General features: G+C 62.8%; 20 protein-coding genes, 1 tRNA gene and 2 pseudogenes. 18 read left to right on the top strand and 5 right to left on the bottom strand.

The features are described 5' to 3' along the window. Positions 1-2,002: ATP-binding protein (locus tag Q0S71_RS01825; protein WP_295990473.1), on the bottom strand; the 2,002-nt coding region annotated here is incomplete at its 3' end. A 352-nt stretch (positions 2,003-2,354) separates the two neighbouring features. On the opposite strand from Q0S71_RS01825, the pseudogene Q0S71_RS01820 reads away from it, so the two are divergent. From Q0S71_RS01820 to Q0S71_RS01800, 5 genes and pseudogenes are all read left to right on the top strand, one after another. Then, positions 2,355-2,549 (top strand): annotated as a pseudogene (locus Q0S71_RS01820) (LuxR C-terminal-related transcriptional regulator); the annotation flags it as partial. A 347-nt stretch (positions 2,550-2,896) separates the two neighbouring features. Beyond that, a complete protein-coding gene (locus Q0S71_RS01815) occupies positions 2,897-3,988 on the top strand; it encodes an EAL and HDOD domain-containing protein (RefSeq protein ID WP_367185264.1) in 1,092 nt (363 codons plus the stop codon). A gap of 2 nt (positions 3,989-3,990) precedes the next feature. Continuing rightward, positions 3,991-6,045 (top strand): bifunctional diguanylate cyclase/phosphodiesterase, encoded by a 2,055-nt coding sequence (locus Q0S71_RS01810; RefSeq protein WP_295990468.1) that lies wholly within the window; start codon positions 3,991-3,993, stop codon positions 6,043-6,045. An 87-nt stretch (positions 6,046-6,132) separates the two neighbouring features. Further along, a tRNA-Ser gene (locus Q0S71_RS01805) sits at positions 6,133-6,222 on the top strand. Between the two features lie 165 nt (positions 6,223-6,387). Continuing rightward, on the top strand, positions 6,388-7,650 hold the full coding sequence (locus Q0S71_RS01800) for an integrase arm-type DNA-binding domain-containing protein (RefSeq protein WP_295990465.1): 1,263 nt from the start codon (positions 6,388-6,390) through the stop codon (positions 7,648-7,650). 268 nt (positions 7,651-7,918) lie between these two features. On the opposite strand, the gene Q0S71_RS01795 is transcribed toward Q0S71_RS01800, so the two are convergent. Further along, positions 7,919-8,284: a hypothetical protein gene (locus Q0S71_RS01795; RefSeq protein WP_295990463.1), complete on the bottom strand. Its 366-nt coding sequence runs from the start codon at positions 8,282-8,284 to the stop codon at positions 7,919-7,921. Between the two features lie 71 nt (positions 8,285-8,355). Here Q0S71_RS01795 and Q0S71_RS01790 point away from each other — a divergent pair, with 71 nt between their 5' ends. The 13 genes from Q0S71_RS01790 to Q0S71_RS01730 all read left to right on the top strand — a co-directional run bounded on the left by Q0S71_RS01790 (position 8,356) and on the right by Q0S71_RS01730 (position 18,159). Continuing rightward, complete coding sequence (locus tag Q0S71_RS01790) at positions 8,356-8,886, top strand: hypothetical protein (RefSeq protein ID WP_295990462.1); 531 nt, start codon at positions 8,356-8,358, stop codon at positions 8,884-8,886. Positions 8,887-9,323: 437 nt separating this feature from the next. Then, positions 9,324-10,016, top strand: coding sequence for a hypothetical protein (locus tag Q0S71_RS01785; protein WP_295990460.1), 693 nt, complete (start codon positions 9,324-9,326; stop codon positions 10,014-10,016). A gap of 102 nt (positions 10,017-10,118) precedes the next feature. Further along, the gene (locus Q0S71_RS01780) at positions 10,119-10,319 is read left to right on the top strand and encodes an AlpA family transcriptional regulator (protein WP_295990459.1); all 201 of its coding nucleotides are present in this window, start codon (positions 10,119-10,121) and stop codon (positions 10,317-10,319) included. Next, positions 10,319-10,759, top strand: coding sequence for a hypothetical protein (locus Q0S71_RS01775; RefSeq protein ID WP_295990458.1), 441 nt, complete (start codon positions 10,319-10,321; stop codon positions 10,757-10,759). The genes Q0S71_RS01780 and Q0S71_RS01775 overlap by 1 nt, the downstream gene beginning before the upstream one ends. Positions 10,760-11,112: 353 nt before the next feature. Continuing rightward, the gene (locus Q0S71_RS01770; protein WP_295990457.1) at positions 11,113-11,382 is read left to right on the top strand and encodes a hypothetical protein; all 270 of its coding nucleotides are present in this window, start codon (positions 11,113-11,115) and stop codon (positions 11,380-11,382) included. Then, positions 11,379-11,648 (top strand): hypothetical protein, encoded by a 270-nt coding sequence (locus Q0S71_RS01765; RefSeq protein ID WP_295990456.1) that lies wholly within the window; start codon positions 11,379-11,381, stop codon positions 11,646-11,648. The genes Q0S71_RS01770 and Q0S71_RS01765 overlap by 4 nt, the downstream gene beginning before the upstream one ends. Further along, complete coding sequence (locus Q0S71_RS01760; protein ID WP_295990455.1) at positions 11,645-12,007, top strand: hypothetical protein; 363 nt, start codon at positions 11,645-11,647, stop codon at positions 12,005-12,007. Before Q0S71_RS01765 ends, Q0S71_RS01760 begins: the two co-directional genes overlap by 4 nt. After that, positions 12,004-12,456 (top strand): hypothetical protein, encoded by a 453-nt coding sequence (locus Q0S71_RS01755; RefSeq protein WP_295990454.1) that lies wholly within the window; start codon positions 12,004-12,006, stop codon positions 12,454-12,456. Before Q0S71_RS01760 ends, Q0S71_RS01755 begins: the two co-directional genes overlap by 4 nt. Next, positions 12,449-12,853, top strand: a complete 405-nt coding sequence (locus Q0S71_RS01750) for a hypothetical protein (protein ID WP_295990453.1) — start codon at positions 12,449-12,451, stop codon at positions 12,851-12,853. The genes Q0S71_RS01755 and Q0S71_RS01750 overlap by 8 nt, the downstream gene beginning before the upstream one ends. Beyond that, positions 12,843-13,232 carry a hypothetical protein gene (locus Q0S71_RS01745; protein WP_295990452.1) on the top strand — a complete coding sequence of 130 codons (390 nt, stop codon included), beginning with the start codon at positions 12,843-12,845 and terminating at the stop codon, positions 13,230-13,232. Before Q0S71_RS01750 ends, Q0S71_RS01745 begins: the two co-directional genes overlap by 11 nt. An 8-nt stretch (positions 13,233-13,240) precedes the next feature. Then, positions 13,241-13,492: a hypothetical protein gene (locus Q0S71_RS01740; protein ID WP_295990451.1), complete on the top strand. Its 252-nt coding sequence runs from the start codon at positions 13,241-13,243 to the stop codon at positions 13,490-13,492. Next, positions 13,485-16,433 carry a DUF927 domain-containing protein gene (locus Q0S71_RS01735; protein ID WP_295990447.1) on the top strand — a complete coding sequence of 983 codons (2,949 nt, stop codon included), beginning with the start codon at positions 13,485-13,487 and terminating at the stop codon, positions 16,431-16,433. Before Q0S71_RS01740 ends, Q0S71_RS01735 begins: the two co-directional genes overlap by 8 nt. 1,255 nt (positions 16,434-17,688) lie before the next feature. Further along, positions 17,689-18,159, top strand: a complete 471-nt coding sequence (locus tag Q0S71_RS01730; RefSeq protein WP_295990445.1) for a MarR family transcriptional regulator — start codon at positions 17,689-17,691, stop codon at positions 18,157-18,159. A gap of 425 nt (positions 18,160-18,584) precedes the next feature. Here Q0S71_RS01730 and Q0S71_RS27350 read toward each other — a convergent pair whose 3' ends face one another. The 3 genes and pseudogenes from Q0S71_RS27350 to Q0S71_RS01720 all read right to left on the bottom strand — a co-directional run. Next, positions 18,585-18,773: a BON domain-containing protein gene (locus tag Q0S71_RS27350; RefSeq protein WP_367185263.1), complete on the bottom strand. Its 189-nt coding sequence runs from the start codon at positions 18,771-18,773 to the stop codon at positions 18,585-18,587. Between the two features lie 18 nt (positions 18,774-18,791). Continuing rightward, positions 18,792-19,988, bottom strand: coding sequence for an acetate/propionate family kinase (locus Q0S71_RS01725; RefSeq protein WP_295990442.1), 1,197 nt, complete (start codon positions 19,986-19,988; stop codon positions 18,792-18,794). Between the two features lie 262 nt (positions 19,989-20,250). Then, a pseudogene (locus Q0S71_RS01720) lies at positions 20,251-20,513 on the bottom strand (hypothetical protein); the annotation flags it as partial.

The following is a 20,513-nucleotide window of genomic DNA, read 5'->3' as shown; positions in this document are numbered from 1 at the left end:
GCCGCGCCGGCGCCGGCTGCGCATGGGGCGGCGCAGCGGCGGGGCGCGCCGGCGTAATCAGGCACTCGTACAAGTCGCACTCGCGGGCCGGCTGGATCAGCTGGAAGGCGACGCCGGCCTGGCGCCGCTGCACGCTGTCGGCCGCGTCGCGCACGCTGCTCAGCAGCAGCTTGACGCCGTCGATGGCCGCATCGGCCTTGATGGTGGACGCCAGCGCCAGGCCGCTGGTGCGGGCCAGCGCCATGTCGAGCAAGGCCACGTCGTAGGGCCGGCCGTCGGCGGCGGCCGCGTGCAGCCGGCCCAGCGCGTCGGCGGCGTCGGCGGCGCTGTCGGCGCTGATTTTCCAGCCGGCCAGTTGCCGTTCGAGCAGCGCGCGGCTGTCAGTGTGTTGGTCGACGATCAAAGCGCGCAATCCCTGGGTGATGGTGTAGTTGAAGCCCGGATCGTCGACATCGACGCGGCGCTTATCGAAATTTACGGCAAACCAAAACACCGATCCTTGAGTTAAAGCATTGTCGACGCCGATAGTGCCGCCCATCAGCTCGACGAGTTGCTTGGAAATCGACAGGCCCAGGCCGGTGCCGCCGTGCTTGCGCGTCGTCGAGCCGTCGGCCTGGGAGAACGAGTCGAAGATGCGGGCCTGGGCGTCATGGTCGACGCCGATGCCGCTGTCGTGCACCTCGCAGCGCAGGCTGACCGCTTGCGCGTCCTCGGCCGTGACGCCGACCTTGACCGTGATCTGGCCGCGGTCGGTGAACTTGATGGCGTTGCCGAGCAGGTTGACGATGACCTGGCGCAGCCGGTTGGGGTCGCCGCAAATGGCCAGCGGGATGTCGGGTGCGATGGAAAACTCCAGCGCCAGGCCCTTGAGCCGCGCTTGCGGCGCGAACACGTGGTCGATGTCGTCGAGCAGTTCGCGGAAATTGAAATGGATGTATTCGACCGTCAGCTTGCCGGCCTCGATTTTGGAAAAGTCGAGGATGTCGTTGATGATGACCAGCAAATGCTGGCCGGAGCGCCGCACCATGTCGGTGTAGTGGCGTTGCTGGCCGGACAGCGGCGTGGCCAGCAGCAACTCCGTCATGCCCAGCACGCCGTTCATGGGGGTGCGGATTTCATGGCTCATGGTGGCGAGGAAGGCGCTCTTCGCGTGGCTGGCGGCCTCGGCCGCGTTCTTGGCCTTTTCCAGCTGCTCGGTGCGCACGCTGACCTGGCGTTCGAGCTGGTCGCGGTACTGGGCCAGCCTGGCGTCGTGGCTGTCGAGCTGGCTGAGCATGTCGTTGAAGCTGTCGATCAGCGTGCCGAGCTCGTCGTCGCGCTGGTGCGCCACGCGCTGCTGATAAGTCTGGCTGGTCGACACCAGCCGGGCGGCGGCGATCAGCTTGCCGATCGGTTCGGCGATGCCGCGCTTGAAGCGGGCCGCCAGCACCAGCGCGATGGCCAGCGACACCAGGCTGGCGGCGGCGCAGGCGGCCAGCGTTTGCAGCACGTCGCGCCACATCCGGCCCAGGCCGGCCTCGATCATGACGGCGCCGATCAGATTGCCGTTCACCAGCACCGGCCGGTAGACGCGCATGCCGGGCGCCCACGGCGGGCCGCAGCGCTCGGTGACCGCGCCGGCGCCGATCTCGGCCAGGCGGGCCGGCCCCAGGTCGGCGCCGGCTCCGGCCGAACCGGCCGAACCGGCGGCGCCGGCCGCCGTGTACTGGGCGTAGCGCTTGCCGTCGCGGTCGAACAGCGCCGCCTGCGCCACGTCGTCCTTGGCGCCGAGCGCGGCCAGCGTCTGTTCGGCCTGGCGCGGATCGGCGAACAGCAGCGCGTTGACGCTGTTGGTGCCGATCACGCCGGCCAGCGACGACAGCTGCTGGCGCTGGTCGGCGGTGTGGCTCAGCACGGCCGTCGCGGCATAGGCGACAAACACCAGCGTCAGCGCGCTGCCGGTCGACCAGACCGACATCAGCGTCAATTTATGGCTCAGGCTGGAACGCTGGACCGGCCACATCTCAGGCTCGCGGCGCGGGGCCGGCCGGCGTGACGGGGCGTTGTGGCGGCAATCTATCCATGGCGTCGTCTCTGGCGGTGAAGGTGGGGTGGGATGGCCAGCGGCGCGCGCGGCGGAGAAGTAGTTCTAACAGGAAAAAATATAGGCCAAACAAGGTCGCCGGATATTGATCTGGATCGTATCGTCCGGCCAGCGAGGGAACTTTTCCGGCCACCGTCGCGCGCCACCCGCGCCCGCGACGCACTATCATGAGGGCGTGCCAGACCTTTGCGGTGCCGCGCGCGGCGCCGCCACCGGAACCACCGCCATGACCGAAGACCGTCCGCCGCCGCCGTCGTCGCCGCCATCGCCACTGACGGCGCGCGAACGCGAAGTGCTGCGCCACATCGGCGCCGGCGCCGCCAACAAGCAGATCGCCCGCGCGCTCGACGTCAGCGTGCGCACCGTCGAGACGCACCGATTGAACTTGAAGCGCAAGCTGGGCCTGGTCGGCCAGGCCGAGCTGATCCGGTACGCGCGGCGCGCCGCCGCGGACGATGAGGGCTGAGCCGGTTGCCGCCGTCGGCTTGCTGGCGTTGTTGTTGGTGTTGGCGTTGTTGTTTTTCATGACGATTTGCTGTTGCTTCGGCAATATCTGCTATATTCCTGCTCCCGCCGCCGCTTTGGCGGGAACGTGCTGAATTGTGCCAAAGTAACTATTTAGCGCGCAAAAACTGGTCTTGAAGTGGTCATGACGATAAATGTCGGATGAGCACGGCTTTTTGGTTGCCTTATGTCAATTGTTGAACTAAGATTGCGCGCACTACCCATTCCGAGATTTAGATGTCAGCGCCAGAACCGAGCCCGTTTCCGTTAGTGGGATTGCAAGCAGTGTCGAATGCCCAGAACGAATGGGTGGCACTGGCTTTTGAACTAACGCCCGCCGACGACGCCATCCAGGCGTCGCTGTCGCTGCTGGCCTCGGCGGACGCGCTGGCCGCGCTGGCGCCGCTGGACTGCATCTTGCCGCTGCCTCATCCGCTGTTGCTGGAAGCGTCCCACCTCGAATCGCTGCCGCCGCACCGCGTGATCTTGCGCGTGCCGGCCTCGGCCTGCATCGAATTGCCGGTGCAAAAAAAATGCAAGGCGCTGGCCGACATGGGCTACCGCATCATGGTCGACGGCGTCGCCGCCGCGGCCGCCACGCAGGCCGGCGCCCGCGCGCTGCTGTTCAATTGCGCCGAGGCGCTGCCGCCGCTGCTGGCCCTGGTGTCGCTGCCGGGACCGCACCTGGCCAGCGGCGTCGACACCGAACAGCGCCAGGCCGAATGCCGCGCCGCCGGCTTCAGCTGGTTCATGGGCGGCCACGCCCAACATCCCCAGCCCGACGCCAGCAGCAACGACGGCACCTCGCGCAAGCGCTTGCTGGCGCTGCTCGGCCTGCTGGCCCGCGACGCCGACTCGCGCGAACTGGAAATCCTGCTCAAGCAAGACCCGGCGCTGGCCTACCACCTGTTAAAACTGGTCAACTCGGCGGCCTTCGCCCTCAGTTCGCCCATCCACAGCTTCGGCCAGGCCATCAATGTGCTGGGCCGGCGCCAGTTGCAGCGCTGGCTGCAGCTATTGTTGTACGCGCGCCAGCAAGACGACGGCAGCGCCAACGCCCTGCTGCCGCTGGCGGCCGTGCGCGCCGCGCAAATGGAGTTGCTGTGCAAGCTGGGCGGCGGCGACCGCGACCAGCAAGACATGGCCTTCGTGGCCGGCGTGTTCTCGCTGCTCGACGTGCTGCTGGGCATGCCGATGACCGACGTGGTCAGCGCGCTCAGCCTCGACCTCGACGTCGTCATGGCCCTGCTCGACCGCGCCGGACCGCTGGGCCGGATGCTCCAGCTGGTCGAGCGCGCCGACCCGGCCGCGCTGGCCGAGGCCGGCGTGTCGCACGAAGCCTATTGGCAGACCCAGGTGCAAGCCCATCACTGGGCGATCCAGGTGAGCAGGAACCTATAGCCATGCTCGCGCCTCCGGTCTCCGATGTGCTGGGCAACAGCGCGGCGCTGTGCGACGCGGTGCTGCGCCTCCGTGGCCCGGCGCTGATAGCGGAACTGGGGCGCATCGCGCGCAGCGTGCTCGATAGTCCCGACGGCGAATACCGGCCCGGCCCGGCCGACGGGATGGCCGGTGGCGGCGATGGCTGCGCCCTGGTGCAGGACGTGCGTTACGAGCAGCAAAGCTTCGGCCGCTTCATCGTGCGCGGCCGTGCCTACGGCGACGCCGACCGGCGGCAGCTGGCCAGCCTGGCCGCGCTGGCCGCCAGCGTGCTGCAGGTGCACTCGCTGGCGCAGCGCTCGACCCACGCCTTTGTGCAAGTCGAAGCCCAGCTGCAACACCAGTCGCAAATCCTCGACCAGATCCACGAATCGGTGCTGACCATGGACATGGGCGGCTTCATCACCAGCTGGAACAAGGGCGCCGAGCGGCTGTTCGGCTACAGCGCCGTCGAAGCCGTCGGCCGCAACATCCTGTTCCTGTACGACGACGAGGACGCCGCCTTCCACGACGCCTTCCTCGAGCAGGGCGGGCGCCTGATGGAAGTGCGGCGCAAAAAGAAATCGGGCGAAGTGTTCTGGGCCAGCCTGTCGCTGTCGCCGCTGGTCGACGTGCACGAACGGTCGATCGGCCTGATCGCCTATCTCACCGACATCACCGAGCGCAAGCTGGCCGAGGAGCGCATCCACCACCTGGCGTATTACGACGCGCTGACCGGCCTGCCCAACCGCACGCTGCTCACCAAGCTGGTCGACCAGGCGCTGACGGTGGCCCAGCGCAGCAAGCTGCACGGCTGCGTGCTGTTCATCGACCTGAACCGGTTTAAACTCATCAACGACACCCTGGGCCGCAAGATCGGCGACGCGCTGCTGTGCGACGTCGCGCAGCGCTTCCGCGCCGTGCTGCGCGACCAGGACCTGGTGGCGCGGCTGGGCGGCGATGAATTCGCCGTCGGCCTGTTCGACATCAGCCAGCACTACGAGGCGAGCATGGTCGCGCACAAGCTGCTGGGCGCGCTGGCCGAGCCCTTCCTGATCGACGGCCACGACTTGCGCGTCGGCGGCAGCATCGGCATCAGCGTCTACCCGCAGGACGGCGCCGACGCCGAAACGCTGCTGCGCCTGGCCGACATCGCCATGGTGCGCGCCAAGCAGGGCGGCGACGCCAGCGACGGCGACGACCACGTCGCCTTCTACAGCCAGGACATGAACCAGGGCATGCAAGAGCGCATGCGCATCGAAACCGGGCTGCGCCACGCGCTTGGCCACGGCCAGCTGCTGCTGCACTACCAGCCCAAGTTCTCGATCAGCAGCGGCCACATCATCGGCGCCGAAGCGCTGGTGCGCTGGCTGCACCCCGAGCGCGGCCTGGTGCCGCCGGCCGAATTTATCCCCCTGGCCGAGGCGACGGGCCTGGTGGTGCAGGTCGGCGAATGGGTGCTCGAAGCGGCCTGCGCCCAGGCGCAGCGCTGGAAGCAGGGCGGCATGGCGCCGATCCGGCTGGCCGTGAACGTGTCGGCGCGCGAATTCACGTCGGCGCTGCCGGGCCGGGTGGCCGCCACGCTCAAGCGCTACGGCCTGGAACCGGCGTGGCTGGAGCTGGAAATCACGGAAAGCACGCTGATGCACAATATCGACCGCGTGATCGGCATCATGGACCGCATCACCGCGCTGGGCGTGACGCTGTCGCTGGACGACTTCGGCACCGGCTACTCCAGCCTGTCCTACCTGAAACGCTTCCCCATCGACACGCTCAAGATCGACCGCTCCTTCACCACCGGCATCCCCGGCGACGCCAACGATTGCGCCATCGCCAGCACCATCATCAGCATCGCCCAGCAGCTCAAGCACAAGGTGATCGCCGAGGGCGTCGAGACGCTGGAACAACTGGCCTTTTTGCGCCAGTCCGGCTGCGACGAAGTGCAGGGCTACCTGTATTCGCCGCCGCTGCCTGCGGCCCAGTTCGAGCGCGCGCTGCGCGAGAACTGGACCCCGGTCGCGCCCGAGCGGGCGGCGTGAACGATTGCCCGCCGCGCGCTTAATTTCGCGGTATCGACGCCGCCATGCTGCCAGCGGGCGATGATCTCTGTATAATGCGCAGTCTTAGGAAGCGTGGCCGAGTGGTTGAAGGCACCAGTCTTGAAAACTGGCGACGGGTTACACTGTTCGTGAGTTCGAATCTCACCGCTTCCGCCAGAATTAAGTGCCAGCAAGCACCAAGTAGTCCAAGAAGCCGCGTTCCTCACTATGAGGACGCGGCTTTTTTCTTCCCGTGACGTGCCGGGAAGTTCATTGACAGCCCAGTTTTTTGGGGGCAGGATTGGGGGCACGATTCATACCCAAAAAAAACATGCCCCGAAAATGCCTAAACTGATCTCCCCCCTTACCGACATCCAATTGCGCAACGCCAAGCCGGCCGAGAAGTCCTACAAGCTGTCCGATGGCGGCGGTCTGTATGTCGAGGTCATGCCGAACGGCGCCAAGTTCTGGCGCATGAAGGTGCGGCAGGCCAACGGCAAGGAGTCCAGGCTGACCTTTGGCGCCTATCCCGACGTGGCGTTGGTCAACGCCCGTGCCGAGCGGGGGCGGGTCAAGCAGCAGCAGGCCGCCGGCGTTGACCCGGCCCAAAGCCGGCGGATCGAGAAGCTGCAAAAGAAAACGGACGCCGTGAACACGTTTGAGGTGCTGGCCCGCGAGTGGCACGCCAACAAGGCCGAGACGTGGAAGCCCGGCACGGCCAAGGAAGCGATAAGCCGTCTGGAGAACGATGTGTTCCAGCGCATCGGCAACCGCCCCATCACTGACGTGGACGCTCCCCTTATGCTTGACGTGCTGCGCCAGATCGAGAAGCGCGGCGCCGTGGATATGGCCGCCCGCGTCGGGGCGTACTGTAGCGCGGTGTTCCGCTTCGCCATCGCTAAGGGCATCGTGAAATACAACCCGATCCCAGACCTGCGGGGCGCACTCAAACCACGGGCCAAGGGCCACCACGCAGCCATCGGGACCGATGAGCTGCCTGAGTTCCTTACGGCGCTGGCGACGGCCGAGGCGGGAATGTTCCAGCCGACCCGCATCATGCTGCGCTTGATGCTGCTGGTATTCGTCCGCACCAGTGAGCTGATAGAAACGCCGTGGGCAGAAATCGACCTGGGGAACGAGACCTGGGTGATTCCATGGTCGCGGATGAAAATGGGCAAGAAGCTGTTGAACCCGCGTAAGCTGGATCATCACGTCCACTTACCGCGCCAAGGCTGGGCGCTGCTGCGCGAGCTGCATAGACTGACCGGGCACGGCGCCTATCTGTTCCCCAATCGTAACGACCATGAGCGGCCGGCGTCGAACGGCGCCATCCTAATGGCGCTGCGGCGCATGGGCTACAGCGGCAAGATGACAGGCCATGGTTTCCGTTCGCTGGCGATGGGCGTCATCAAGGCGCGGCTGGGCTACCGACACGAGGTAGTGAATCGGCAACTGGCGCACGGATCGACCGACGAGTACGGCGAGGCATACGACCGCGAACAATTCCAAGAGGAGCGCAAGGTGATGATGCAGGCATACGCCGACTATATCGACATGGCCGAGAGCGGCGGCAACGTCATCCCGGTCAGTTTCAAACGGGCGTAAATCGCCCGCAAACCCGCATGGGGCCGTGCTTTGCACGGTTTTTTTTCGCCCCAAATCGCAAACGCAAAAGGGAAAACGACGAAAAATTTACCGGGACAACCGGGACAACTCAAAAGAGATATCTAAGTCATTGATTCTTATGTCTTTATTTGTCCCGGTAAATATATTTATTTTACCGGGACAGAACCGGGACAGAACCGGGACAACTATATATTCATGAGATTTTGAAAAGTTGTATTTTGAGGCTTAGTGGCGGCGGTCGGCGGGCTTAGGCTTGCTCTTGTGGGATTGAGCGCGTGGGGGTTTTCTCGCGCCGCCCCACCGCCGCCGCCTGTGCAAACGTCTGCACTTTGCCGCACTGACGATTGCTCTCGCGGCTAGGATCGAGCCATGGGAATCGCTTGCGTGGGGCGGTACCGACGCGCTTGTGTGGTCGTGCTTGCGGGCTTGGATCAAGTCGGTTGAATGTATCGCTGGCGCTCGGTCTGATCGCTTTGCGATGCGATGCGGCAATGCCGCCTATTGCCAATGTTGAGCAGCGTAAGGGGTCGGTCTGGAAATCGCGGGCGGCGGTGTAGTGCATTGCTATCGCTGTTAAATTAAAATAAACGACATTATGTCGCAACATATGCATCCAATTTGTCCTGTTAATAAAAGTCAAAATGACATAGACTTAGATGACTAAAACAACCTGAGGTGTATGTGATGAGCAGCGAATTGATTGTGAACGACGACCATGATTTGGATGAACCCTTGACGCCAGAGGCGCGAACTGCGGAATTCAAGGCGCGACTGGATGAGTTAGAGGAGGGGGCTGCTGAACTTGCGCGGCGTCTGCGGGGGTTGGGCGACTATCGCTCTGTATCTACCATCCAGCGAAGCTTCCAGCGGATGCAGTCGGGAGAAATCGCCGTTTCCGGTGAAATGATGGTCATCGTCAAGATGTTAGTTAATCAACAGCGAATCCGAAATAAGCGGGCGTCTGTGCTGGAATGGAACCGGAAGGCTAACGGGGCACGCTCTACTACGGAAGATGGATTTATCATCAATCTCAATCCTGAGACGAACTCACGATGGAGCGTTAGCCTTACGCACATTGAAACAGAATTCCGGCCTACGTGGCCAAGATGGCAGCCATCCCTTGAAGCCGCTAAACGCAAGGCCATGACCTGCCTGGCTGATGGGATATTGGAGGTGCATGAACTGGCTGCTATCGCTGCCGCAGAGAAAAAGTAGTGCAAGTTTGAAAGGCCGTGACTGTACTACGACAGTGCGCCGGCTCTGCCAGTAACTGGTACTGGAGAGCGTGGACCGGGCTGGTGTGCTGCTGCCGGCCAACTGTGGGCCTATCCTGATGGGCAAGCGCTGTGGCTGGTGTGCTGTCTATCGCGATGCAGATCAGCGCCAGTATCTGGCGTTGAAGTACCCAACGGCGGCGGAGGTACGCTGATTCTTGCGTGCCGGTGCGGTGGGCTGGGAGCCTGTCCTGATGGATTTTGGATGCGCTGTGACGGCTGGTGCAGCCTCTGGCCGGCCTTGACCAGACCAACAAATGGGGCTGGGAGCAGTGCTGTTAGAATCGAATCCGCCAAGCCTAGAGTGGCCACTTGAATACCGGATACCTTCGTCGGTTGGCTTAGCAATTTTTCCGAGGGTGCATTGAAGGATATGCAATGAAGTCCGTTGAAACGGTAGCTGATCTTCGCACTATAACCGTTGCGAAATGGAAAACGCTGTCGAGTGATGAGAAAGCAGTTATACAGGGCGGTGCGCCATATAAGGCGTTACAAGCGGAATGGGAGGCGCGTATTAAGTCCAATACGGATGCTCTTGCTGCCGTCGTTGCCGAATTTGACGGTATGCTTCACGTATTTGGAACAGTGCAAGCCACAATCAATCAAGCACTGTCGTTTGTTGTTTCTGCTTTGGATGTTGCGGCGATTAATGCCATATGTCGCCATTTGGGCCGCGCGCTGGAAGACCCTGACATACAAGCCAGCACAGATATGATGAAAGTCGTAACCGAAATCATTGTGGTGTTCAAGGCGCTGCGGGGTAAGGGAGAGCTTGAAGAGGGTAATATTGCCGCTGCGTTTGCGGGGCCAGCCCGTAGCGAGACCGCTAGGAAGATTTCCAAGAAGTCGCGTCTTCCCAAGAAGAAGGAGAAGGCGAAAGTTCTTTTCAAACAATGGCTTTTGCATCCAGATGCCTACGAGAATAAGGCGGCCTTTAAACGGGAGCTGACGGATACAGGGCTTTGTAAAGCTATTGATACAGCCGCCGGCTGGCTCAAGGAATTTCTTGGTGATGCTAAGCCTAGCGATGAATGGCAAGAAGTCGCTTTTAAGAAAAAAAAGAAGGAATAGCGCCGCTAATCCACTGAATAGCCGGGCTAGTCTCTCGTATGTGTAGTGGATGCTCCTTACGATCCGTCTTGCAATTTTGCGAGACTTCTAAGGAGTATAAAAATGCAACAGCAATCAATCGGCCCCCTTATGCGGATGCCATCGGTCGCAGCCCAAACGGGTTTGTCCAAGTCGGAAATCTATCGTCGCATCAAACTGGGTACGTTCCCGAAGCCGCTCAAACTTGGAGCGCGCGCTGTCGCATGGCCCGCTGCGGCTATCGAATCGTGGGCAAAATCGCTGTGCCAACAGGAGGCAAAATAATGCCCGCTGTAGTCGAGGTGGCGACGGTCATCGCCGCGCAGCCCTGCTACTACGTACTTTCGGTCTCGGGCGGTAGTGAAGGCGCGCCCTTTGTGGCCGACAAGGAGCCGGTACTGGTTTGGGCCATCGAAAGTGCGGACTCGATCCATGTGCTGCATCCAATGACGCAGGGTGGCATCAAGATCGATGCCCCTGTGTTGCGTCCTGATGGGACTGTATCTGTCGGGGAAGTGGCATGGTGGGCGGATGTTACGGTATGGCTGGCGGATAAACTGGAGGCGTTGGCGGATCAGCGCAAGCGGGCGCGCGATGAGGCGGCTCGCAAACAACGTGGCGTAATTGAAAAAGCCGAACTGGCGGATAAACCCGCTCCAGCGTTGCCGCCAGCTAGGGTGGCTATTCATGACGCATTGGAAGCCGCCAGAAAGGCGGCGCCATGATCGCCGCACTGATTCATGGCGCTGCATGCGCGCCGGTCGCTGTTGCGTGGTTCAGGGGCGCTGCCGCACGCATGCACGCGACGGCCCTTGCACGCGGCCGCCGAACGGCCTATGATTCGGTTGTCCCCGATAAAGAGGGGAACAGGCTTGGACGCCTGAATACTCAAAGCGCACAGACCGCGCCAAGCGGTCTTTTTACGTGTGCATGCCTTCGTGCGTCTCCTATGAGCGGCGGTGGCGGGGAGGCCTTCGGGCCTGCTGGTTTCTTTGGGTACCAGTCGTCCAACCCTGCCATTTGCCGCTCACCCCGTTTGGACGCGGGGCGCGGTGTAACCGCTACCCAAGGAGGCCACATGCCTAGCTGCACCTGCACGCCTGACCAAAACCCACTCCACAAAACCACGTCCGACCTGCTGGCCGAGCTGCAAAGGGCCGAGCAAATTATCTGCGTCATGCTCAACGCGATGACGCCCGCGCAAAAGCTGAAAGCCCATGCGCAGCTGTATGCCGTTGGCGTCTCCGGTGATGGCATGACGCGCTATCGCGAGCGCCGGGAAACGATACAAGCCGCACAAACAATACTGGCCGCTTGCGCCGTGATGGCCTGCGGAGGTGCCGCATGAGCGCCCCTGTGAACTTGACCGCGCCGGCCGCCAGCATGATCCGCTGCGGCACTGCCGTTCCCTCATTGATGTGGGTCGCGCTTGTTGGCGAAGAAGTCATCACGCAAGCCGGTCCGACTGAGCGTATCCATACTGGCATTGGGCGCTCCACGAAACATGAAGCATTTGCCGATGCGGAAGCGCTGGACGAGCAGCTGGGTGCTGCCGCCCTGTGGTTCGGTGTTGTCCTCCGTGGTGAGCGCAAGCAGATCGGCGGTGCTGTATGAGCCAGTCGACTTTTTTACCTGCCATCAATTTTGCGATAGCTGCTTTGACGGCGATTTATGCCGATCCGGTCGATGTGGCACAGGGCAATGCTGGCGCACCTGGTGCATGTGATGCGGACGTGTCTCCGGCTTGCCCTTCTGGCATTCCCTTGCGCTGGATTTGCGACAACCTTGGCTGTCATGATCGGGCAGTATTCGTATCGGCAATGTCGGAAGACGCCGAGGTCGAAATGCCGCTTGAAGAGGCGCTGCGACGCATAGACGATTTTTATGGGTATGGCCGCCGCCGCATTCTGTCCGGGCTGGCTATGCACTTTGGTTTTGATGTGCAGACGTATGCACAGCGGGGTGCCGTATGAGCGCCCCTTATCGTGTTGCCAGCATAGCGCAGCTGGAGAACCTCGGCGGCGCGCATTTGCCGCCAGTCGCGCTGCCTGTGGCTGGTGAGTTCCAATACTGCGTGGATGCCGGCGCGGCGGCCGCCGTGTGCTTATTTGCCGATGCTGAATTCATCGGTTTATCCGACCATATCGCGCTGGCCCTGCGTGGCTTCAAGGCCGCGCTGGAGCGCTTTATCGCGGCTGGCGCTGGTATGCGTGGTTCGGCGCCGCGTCGCGCCGTCCAGCCGCGCATGCGGGCTTGCATTGCCGCGTTCGAGGCGGGCTATCTCGGTCGCATCCAGCAGGAAAAGAGGGCGGGCGCGATGCTTGTTGACCATGCCGGCATCGCTCAGCTGAGCAACGTGGACGGCACGCCTCTGCCGCTGTCTGCATCTGCGCGCCACCAGTCGGGAGGTAATCATGTCTGATGCCGACTTCCTGAAAAACCCGTACTTCAAGAACCCTGAACGCGCGCCCTACGAGCTGGGCCATCTGTTGATGAAATTGCCGGCCAATTTGGGCATGGCGCCGGTGGTCGATGACGCGCACATGCAAATGGCCGCCGCCGTCGAGGACCATGCAAGCGATGCCTTCCGGTCCGTGCTGAACGGCCTTGAAGCGGTGGGGCAGTTGATGGAAATAGCCGGCGTCAATGGCGATGAAGGGGTAAGCCCGCACACGTTGCTTTGCCTCGGGGAATTGGTGCGGCATCTTGCCGTTGAAGGCCAGTTCTTGCGCGAGACAGCGGACCGCATGGCGATTGCTTCCAACTCGTACCGGCAAGACCAGTTACAGCGCATGAAGGGAGGCCGCGATGTTCGCTAACCATTCGACCCCGGCGCTCCTGGTGAACTTGGGAGGCGCGCATCTGCCGCCGGTGGCGCTCTCGGTCTCGTCGCGCTATCAGGTCTGCGTTGACGCTGGCGTATCGGCCGCCGCTGGATTCTTTGATGATCTTGCTGCCGTTGGCCTGCACGACCACATCGCCTGTTCGGTGTCGATGTTTACCGAGGCTGTGCGCGCCGGTTTGGCGAAAGACGGCGCCAGCTCGCAAGAACGAGTGCAAGCCTGCGTTGATGCGTTTGCCGCTGGCTACCTTGGTCGGATACATCAAGAGCTGCGGCTCTTTCACGGCGAGGAGGCCGGGCGCGCACAAGCTGCTGCTGCCGATTCATCGCCGCATCGGTCAACAAAAATACATTGAGAAAAAATATGAAAAAGACGATCAATAAAGCGCCGGCACTGAGCATCGCCATCCCTGTTTTCACGCCAATGGAAAGTGGTCCGTTGGCATGCCGGGATGCCGACGAGGAGGCGATTATCCGCGCCTATCGTGGTTTGCCGCGTGGGGAGATTCAACGGACCGTTGTTCGGTTGATGGCCAAGTATCTGGAGACGTTTGGGGACCGCATGCGGCCCCGGCTCTCGCTGGTGGCAGGAAGCAAAGGAATACGGAATGAGTAACAAGGCGTTTCCGGTCAGCGTACAGGTCGCGCGCGCCGCGCTCACGTTCATCCCATCGGATGATCGTGACGTATGGTGGCGCATGGGCATGGCGTTGAAATCGGAGTTTGGCGAGGAAGGTTTTGATCTGTTTCTAGACTGGAGCGAGCGGGGCGCAAGCTTTGACGCCAAGGCCGTTAAATCGACCTGGGGGAGTTTCAAGTTGGGCGGCAAGGTGACGATAGGAACGCTGATCGCGGAAGCTAAGCGCGGCGGCTTTAATCCCAAGGATTTCGCGCCGGCCGTGCCACCGACGGACGCCGAAAGGGCGCGTATCCGCAACGAGCGGGAGGAACGCGACCGTGTGGCGACCGATGAACTGGCGACGAAGCAGTCGGCCGCAGCGGTCGATGCGGCGCAGGTATGGGCCGGCGCATCGGAAGCGGGCGACAGCCCCTACCTGGCCCGCAAGGGTGTGCTGGCGTATGGCCTGCGCTTCCTGCCCGATGGCGTGGTGCTGGTGCCGTTGCGCGACGGCGAGGGCAAGCTGTGGAGCGTGCAGCGGATCACCGCCAAGGGAGACAAGCGCTTTCCCGGTGGCGGCCGCGTGTCGGGCTGTTTCCATGTGCTGGGGGACATGGCGGCGTCGGCATGGGTGCTGATTGCGGAAGGTTACGCGACGGCCGCCACGCTGCACGCGGCCACGGGCTACGCGGTGGTGGTGGCTTTCAACGAAGTCAATGTGCGGCATGTGGCTGCTACCGTGCGCCAGTTGCTGCCACAAGCGCGGCTGATGCTGTGCGCCGACGACGACAAGGAGACCGAAAAGAAGACCGGCAAGAACCCGGGCATCGTATCGGCAACCGCCGCCGCTGCGGCCGTGGATGGCCACTGGTGCAAGCCCCGGGGACTGGCGGCCGGCGCGACGGACTTCAACGACCTGTCTATGGCGTTGGGGATTGAGACCGTGCGTGCGCAGCTGGTGGCGGCGATTGCGGAAGTGGACGGAGTGGCTGCTGTCACCGAACAGCCGGACGTTGTGGCCGTAGCCGTTGCGGCCGTTGCATCTGATGCTCTTGTCGAATCCGAGCCGGTCCTGGCCGCTAAAACGGCGGGCCGCGCTGGGGCCAAGAAGGCGCGGGCATCGAGCGCGAAGGCTGGCGGTAACGGTGCTGGGCAGGCTTCGCGGCCATTCTTCCATGTCGATGAAGGCGGTGTGTGGTTCCACGGTTTTAGCCAGCAGGGCGATGCGCTGCCGGCGCACTGGATTTGCACCGAGTTGTACATCACGGCCGAGTCGCGCGGGGACGCTAATGAGGACTGGGGCTATCTGCTGGAATTCAAAGACAGCGACGGCAACGCCAAGCGCTGGGCCATGCCCGCAAGTATGCTGGCCGGTGACGGCACGCAGTACCGCGCCACGCTGCTATCGATGGGACTGCGCATTGGTTCGGGGACGGCGGCAAAGAATCATCTGAGCGTCTACATACAGACCCAGCGAACCGATGCGCGGGTGCGCTGCACGGATCGCATCGGCTGGCATGATAGCGTCTACGTGCTGCCGGATCGCACCATAGGCGAGAACGACGAGCGGGTTATATTTCAGGCGGCCGGCGGCGTAGTGTCGCAGTTCAAGCAGCGCGGTACGCTCGATGACTGGAAGGCGGAAGTGTCGGCACATTGCCGGGGTAATTCCCGCATGTTGTTCTGCGTGTCCGCCGCGTTCGCTGCGCCGTTGCTGCATCTGGCGCATGTGCCGTCTGGTGGTTTCCACATCTGGGGCGACAGCTCCAGCGGCAAGAGTTCCGCCTTCAAGGTGTCCGGTTCGGTGTTTGGCGGCAAGGACTATCCGCGCAACTGGCGCATGACCGACAACGCGCTGGAGACGGTGGCCACCCAGCATAGCGATGCCTTGCTGCTGCTGGATGAAATCGCCCAGGTCGATCCCAAGGTGGTCGGCGATACCGTGTACATGCTGGCGAACGAGGCCGGCAAGGGGCGCGCCACGCAGACGGCCACGGCGCGCAAGGTGGCGACGTGGCGCGTGCTTTTCCTGTCCGATGGTGAAATCAGCTTGGCCAACCACATGGAACAGGCCGGCAAGGGAACGAAAGCCGGACATGACGTGCGTATGGCCCACATCGCCGCCGACGCTGGCCGGGGATTCGGTGTATATGAAACGCTCAACGGCTTTGTGAGCGGCGCGGCGTTGTCCGATCATTTGGTACGCAACGCGCACCAGCACTACGGCACTGCCGGCATGGCCTTCATCGAGTACGCCGTGCAGCATGCCGCGTCGCTGTCCGAGGAGTTGCCAAGGGGCGTGGCGGAAATGGCGAGGGAGATATGCCCGGCAGACTCGCATGGTCAGGTGGCGCGGGTGGCCACGCGCTTTGCCTTGGTGGGAATGGCGGGCGAATTGGCGACGACTGCGGGCATTACGGGCTGGGATGCGGGCGAGGCCATTGGCGCGGCCCGCACCTGCTTTGCGGCGTGGCTGGAAGGCCGTGGCGGCGCCGGCAATGTCGAGCATGTGTCGATACTGCGTCAGGTGAGCGGCTTCTTCCAAGCGCACGGCGAGGCGCGTTTCGTGTGGTGGCATCGTGCGACGGATGACCGTAAGCCGAACACGATCAACCGTGCCGGCTTCAAGCGCCTGCTGACGAAGGACGGGACGGCCATCAACTCCAACGCGGACCATCACAAGGCGTATGGCGACATAGTGCATCCAGCGGAGGCGGAAGAGGCCCGGCAGGAATATTTCGTGTTGAGCGAGGTATTCAGGGACGAGATATGCAAGGGCTTCAATCCCAAGACAGTGACGCGGCTGTTGATCGAGCGCGGCTTGCTGGTGACTGACAGCGACGGCTCGCCAACCCGCAGGGAGCGCTTGCCGGGCATCGGGCCGTCAAGGGTTTATCGCTTCAAGCCTGAAATCGCTGGGATTGGGGTTGATGTTTGATTGCTGGCGCCGGTCAGTGCCGGCACGTCGGCCGTGCCGCATCGTCAGGCCGTAGGACAGGCCACCAGTACGTCCGCGTCGGTACGTCGGCGCTGGCCACTATCGCCACCGCTCACGCTTCCTAGCCCGGTTGCTGGCGCCGGCCGGTAGGTCGGCCGTGGCGCATCGCCAACCGGCCGCCGGCATGGCCGCCACAGCATGCCGGCAATGCGTTATCCCCATCGTTTTGTGTATTTCAGCGCCAGCGGATCGCCGCCGCCGGGGCTGTGGGCGGAGCGGGGATGCCCCTTTCGCGCGAAAAATAGGCGATTGTTGTCTGAATGCCAAAGGATGAACCATGCGAAAGTGGCCAAAAACGCGCATTTTCGTTGTTATATGAACCAAATTTAACAATTGTAGAAACATTCACTATTATTAATTGTGAGTGTTCATGCGGATTATAAGATTGTTTTGTTATTTTTATATTGAATTGTCCCGGTTGTCCCGGTTTGTCCCGGTTCCTGAATTTGCATTTACCGGGACAACTTTTTTTATTTAAAACAATGGGTTACAGCGGTATTTAACAGTTGTCCCGGTGTCCCGGTAAAAAAGTGGGGCTTCCGAGACCGGGTATGTAGTTGGCGACGGGCGGAGTGCTTGGCTTGCGCTGCTGGGTTGGCGGTTTGTCTTAACCGCTTGGCGTTGTGTTGTGGCCGGCGCGCTGCCTGTGGGCAGTGGTTGGCCGGTGCCAGCAACTGGCGCTGGAGAGCGCGGACGGTGGTGATGGTGGGCTGGCCGGCATGCTGGCGCGGTCGGGCCGGTGGCCTGTCCTGTTGGAGCTGCGATGGGATAGCTGCCGGTGTGGTGTCTATCTCCGGTGGCCACCAGCGCCAGCAGCTGGGCGTTGGAGAGCGTGGGCGGTGGTGGTGATGCGCTGGCGCCTGCGTGCTGGTGGTCTGCCCTGATCGCTTGGTATTACGTTGCTGCTGGTGTGCTGTCCGAGCCGGCGGTGGCCGGCGCCAGCGGCTGGCGCCGGAGCATGGACGGTGGTGGGGCGCCTGTGCCTTGGCAAAAATCTCCGGGTCCTTACCTGAGTCAGAGAAACGCGGGTGCCACGACCCCGGAATTTCGCTAGTTATGAAAATCCCTAAGGGGGTGTAAGTAGGGCTGGCTAGGACTGGACGGCATGGGGACTTCGGAGATAGGCAACCTTGCTTCTGGTGCTGGTTGTGGTGTGGTAGGTAAAAAATTGTAAAAAAATTATGAAAGGGACTGTATGAAATTGACTCAAAGAGAAATCGCGGACCATCTGGACCTGGCGCAACAGAACGTGAGCGTGTTCCTGCGGCAGCTGGATTTTGACTGGCGCAGCGCCACGCTTGACCAGATACGGATTGCTTACATTCGGAAGTTACGGGCGACGGATACGGTACACGGTCGCGGGGATGATGACCTTGTGCGTGAGCGCATATTGTCGGAGCGCGTGGACCGTGAGCTGAAAGTCTTCAATCTGGAGGAAAAGAAGGCTGCGTTGATAAACGTGGCCCAGCTTGAGCCTGAGCTGGTTGCCATGGTGGCTGCGTGGCGCTCATTCCTTGGGTTGAGCGACGTGCAATTAAAGGCGAAGCTGGACGCGGAGTACGGAGCTAATGTTGATCGTGCAATTATTTCCGATCTGACCAACTCGGCGCTGGCGCACCTCGGCAAATACGATACAGGGCATGGTGAGGTAGTCCGGGTCGATTGATGTTGCTTTATTGAAACATATCCTGTCGCTGGTTGTGATCTACCGGCGATGGGGCATGCCTCGGCTGTTCGGGGTCGAGCATGGCCTAAGAAAACTTTTTTGGGGGCATGTTTGGGGGCATATTTGGGAAGTATATCCAAGGATTGTAGTAATCATGCGGGTTGTGGAAGCTTGTTCGGCTGTCACCGCTCCGCCAGAAAAACGAATAAGCCCTTGATTACCAAGGGCTTTTTTTATTTTCGCTATTCTATATGGATGGGCTGATGTTCATCGCCGCGACACAAATATTTAACAAGTTGCGGAAACGGTTTCCGCAACCCCCACTTTATCGGGTCGGTTCTACCAGCTCGCCAGCGCGTCGGTAGACGCGTTTTGTAATCTCCTTGTCGGTGTGTCCGAGCAGCTGGCTTGCCTCGACGCCGGCGCTACGCCGCAGTGCGGCCTCGATCTCGATCTCGGACTTGACCGCGACAGCCGGGGTTTTTACACTGAATCGCAATCTGGTCGCTGACGCCGGTGACGCCCATCAAGCCGCGCACGCTGCCGGCCGCCGCGCGCCGCTGGTATTCCCAGTCGACCGTGCCGGACAGCGTTACATACCCGCCCTCGACCATGACGCCTATTCCCTGGGCTTAGCGATGGGCACCGAGCCCCAGCAACTGCCGGCTGTGGCGCATGATCATGGCATCTTCGTCGGTGGCGATGACCCAGGCGGAAATCGCGCTGTCCGGCCGCGAAATGCGGGGGCCGCCGGCGAGATTGGCGCCGGCGTCGAACGCCAGGCCCAGCCAGGCCAGGTTGTCGCACACACGCTGCCGTACGGGCGCGGCATGCTCGCCGATGCCGGCCGTGAACACCAGCGCGTCCAGGCCGCCGAGCGCCGCCGCCAGTGAGCCGATTTCGCGGCCGACGCGGTAGACGAACAAGTCGACCGCGTCGGCCGCGCCCGGATCCGTGCTCGCCAGCAGCGTTTGCATGTCGGCGCTGACGCCGGAGACGCCGAGCAGTCCGCTGTCGTGGTACAGCAGTTCGGCCACGGCCGCCGCGCTCATGGCTTTTTCCTGCAACAGGTAGAGCACGGCGCCCGGATCGAGGCTGCCGCAACGACTGCCCATCGGCAGGCCGTCGAGCGGCGTCAAGCTCATGGTGGTGGCGATACTGCGGCCGGCCCGCAGCGCGCACAGACTCGCGCCGGCGCCGAGGTGGGCCACGACCACGCGGCCGTGCGCCAGGTCAGCCCCCAGCATCGACGGCAGCACGCTGGCGATATATTCGTAGGACAGGCCGTGGAATCCGTAGCGGCGCAGGCCGGTGTCGTTGAGCGTGCGCGGCAGCGCGAAGCACGTTTCGACCGCCGGCATGGTGTGGTGGAAGGCGGTGTCGAAGCAGGCGATCTGGGTCAGCGAGGGATGGCTGTGCCGCAAGGCCTCGATCGCCTCGATCGCCTGCGGCTGATGCAGCGGCGCCAGCGGGATCAGGCGGCGCAGCTCGGCCAGCACCTCGGCGTCGATGATGGTCGGTGCGCTGTAACGGACTCCGCCGTGCACGACGCGGTGCGCGGCGGCCAGCAGCGGCAGGCCGGCGAAGGTTTGCTCCAGCCAGTCGAGCAGTTCCCGTAGCGTGGTCGCGCGGCCGGTGCCGGGCGGCAGCGCGCGCTCTATCAGTATACGGCCGGCGCCGTCGTTGGCGCGCAGGTAGGGGCGGCCATTGGACGTGGTGATCTGGCCTTCGCATAGACGGTCCCGCCGCTGCCGGCCCGCGCCGGTGTCGAACAGGGTGAATTTGACGCTGGACGAGCCAGTGTTGAGGACCAGGACGGCGCCCTTCATGGCGCCGCTCCAGCGGCGTCCCTGTGCGCGGCCCCGGTGGCGCCGGAGCGCTGCCGGTGGCCGGGAAATACGATGTGTTTCATGACTGCTCTCCTGATGTTCAATGGGCCATTGCGGTGGTGCCGCGTCGCACCTGCCACGCGACGGGGCCTGTGTGTTGGCGTTCAGGCGCGCTAGCGGCCGCGCTGCGCCTCGAAGGCGGCCACCAGGTCGAACAGCTCCTCGTCGATGCTGGCCTGGCGCAGGCGGTGGAAGGTCCGGGTCAGTTGTTGCAGCAGCTCGCCGATATTTTTTCGGCGCGCTGCATCGCGGCCAGCAGCGCCGCGTTTTCGCTGGCCAGCGACTGCGCGCACGCGCGGTACAGCGTGCGCGTGATGGTGGCGGCGGCGTCCGGCTGCTGCGCCAGCGCGCCGAGCGCGGCGGCGACGGCGCGGCCCTCGGCCAGGGCCGGTGCCATGGTGCCGAAGCTGGTGGTGATGCCGGCGACGATGATCGAGGCGGCTGCGATGAGGGTCATGCTATCCA

Source organism: Rugamonas sp. (genome assembly GCF_025354735.1).
GTDB lineage: Bacteria > Pseudomonadota > Gammaproteobacteria > Burkholderiales > Burkholderiaceae_D > Rugamonas.
The sequence above is the reverse complement of the archived record's forward strand: the minus strand, read 5'-3'. Positions and strand labels throughout refer to the sequence as shown.

Bases quoted from the DNA above. Each gene is read 5' to 3' on its own strand.
- Q0S71_RS01810 (WP_295990468.1), top strand. From the start codon at position 3,991: ATGCTCGCGCCTCCGGTCTCCGATGTGCTGGGCAACAGCGCGGCGCTG.
- Q0S71_RS01800 (WP_295990465.1), top strand. From the start codon at position 6,388: ATGCCTAAACTGATCTCCCCCCTTACCGACATCCAATTGCGCAACGCC.
- Q0S71_RS01795 (WP_295990463.1), bottom strand. From the start codon at position 8,284: ATGCATATGTTGCGACATAATGTCGTTTATTTTAATTTAACAGCGATA.
- Q0S71_RS01790 (WP_295990462.1), top strand. From the start codon at position 8,356: ATGAGCAGCGAATTGATTGTGAACGACGACCATGATTTGGATGAACCC.
- Q0S71_RS01785 (WP_295990460.1), top strand. From the start codon at position 9,324: ATGAAGTCCGTTGAAACGGTAGCTGATCTTCGCACTATAACCGTTGCG.
- Q0S71_RS01780 (WP_295990459.1), top strand. From the start codon at position 10,119: ATGCAACAGCAATCAATCGGCCCCCTTATGCGGATGCCATCGGTCGCA.
- Q0S71_RS01775 (WP_295990458.1), top strand. From the start codon at position 10,319: ATGCCCGCTGTAGTCGAGGTGGCGACGGTCATCGCCGCGCAGCCCTGC.
- Q0S71_RS01770 (WP_295990457.1), top strand. From the start codon at position 11,113: ATGCCTAGCTGCACCTGCACGCCTGACCAAAACCCACTCCACAAAACC.
- Q0S71_RS01765 (WP_295990456.1), top strand. From the start codon at position 11,379: ATGAGCGCCCCTGTGAACTTGACCGCGCCGGCCGCCAGCATGATCCGC.
- Q0S71_RS01760 (WP_295990455.1), top strand. From the start codon at position 11,645: ATGAGCCAGTCGACTTTTTTACCTGCCATCAATTTTGCGATAGCTGCT.
- Q0S71_RS01755 (WP_295990454.1), top strand. From the start codon at position 12,004: ATGAGCGCCCCTTATCGTGTTGCCAGCATAGCGCAGCTGGAGAACCTC.
- Q0S71_RS01750 (WP_295990453.1), top strand. From the start codon at position 12,449: ATGTCTGATGCCGACTTCCTGAAAAACCCGTACTTCAAGAACCCTGAA.
- Q0S71_RS01745 (WP_295990452.1), top strand. From the start codon at position 12,843: ATGTTCGCTAACCATTCGACCCCGGCGCTCCTGGTGAACTTGGGAGGC.
- Q0S71_RS01740 (WP_295990451.1), top strand. From the start codon at position 13,241: ATGAAAAAGACGATCAATAAAGCGCCGGCACTGAGCATCGCCATCCCT.
- Q0S71_RS01735 (WP_295990447.1), top strand. From the start codon at position 13,485: ATGAGTAACAAGGCGTTTCCGGTCAGCGTACAGGTCGCGCGCGCCGCG.
- Q0S71_RS01730 (WP_295990445.1), top strand. From the start codon at position 17,689: ATGAAATTGACTCAAAGAGAAATCGCGGACCATCTGGACCTGGCGCAA.
- Q0S71_RS27350 (WP_367185263.1), bottom strand. From the start codon at position 18,773: ATGGTCGAGGGCGGGTATGTAACGCTGTCCGGCACGGTCGACTGGGAA.
- Q0S71_RS01725 (WP_295990442.1), bottom strand. From the start codon at position 19,988: ATGAAGGGCGCCGTCCTGGTCCTCAACACTGGCTCGTCCAGCGTCAAA.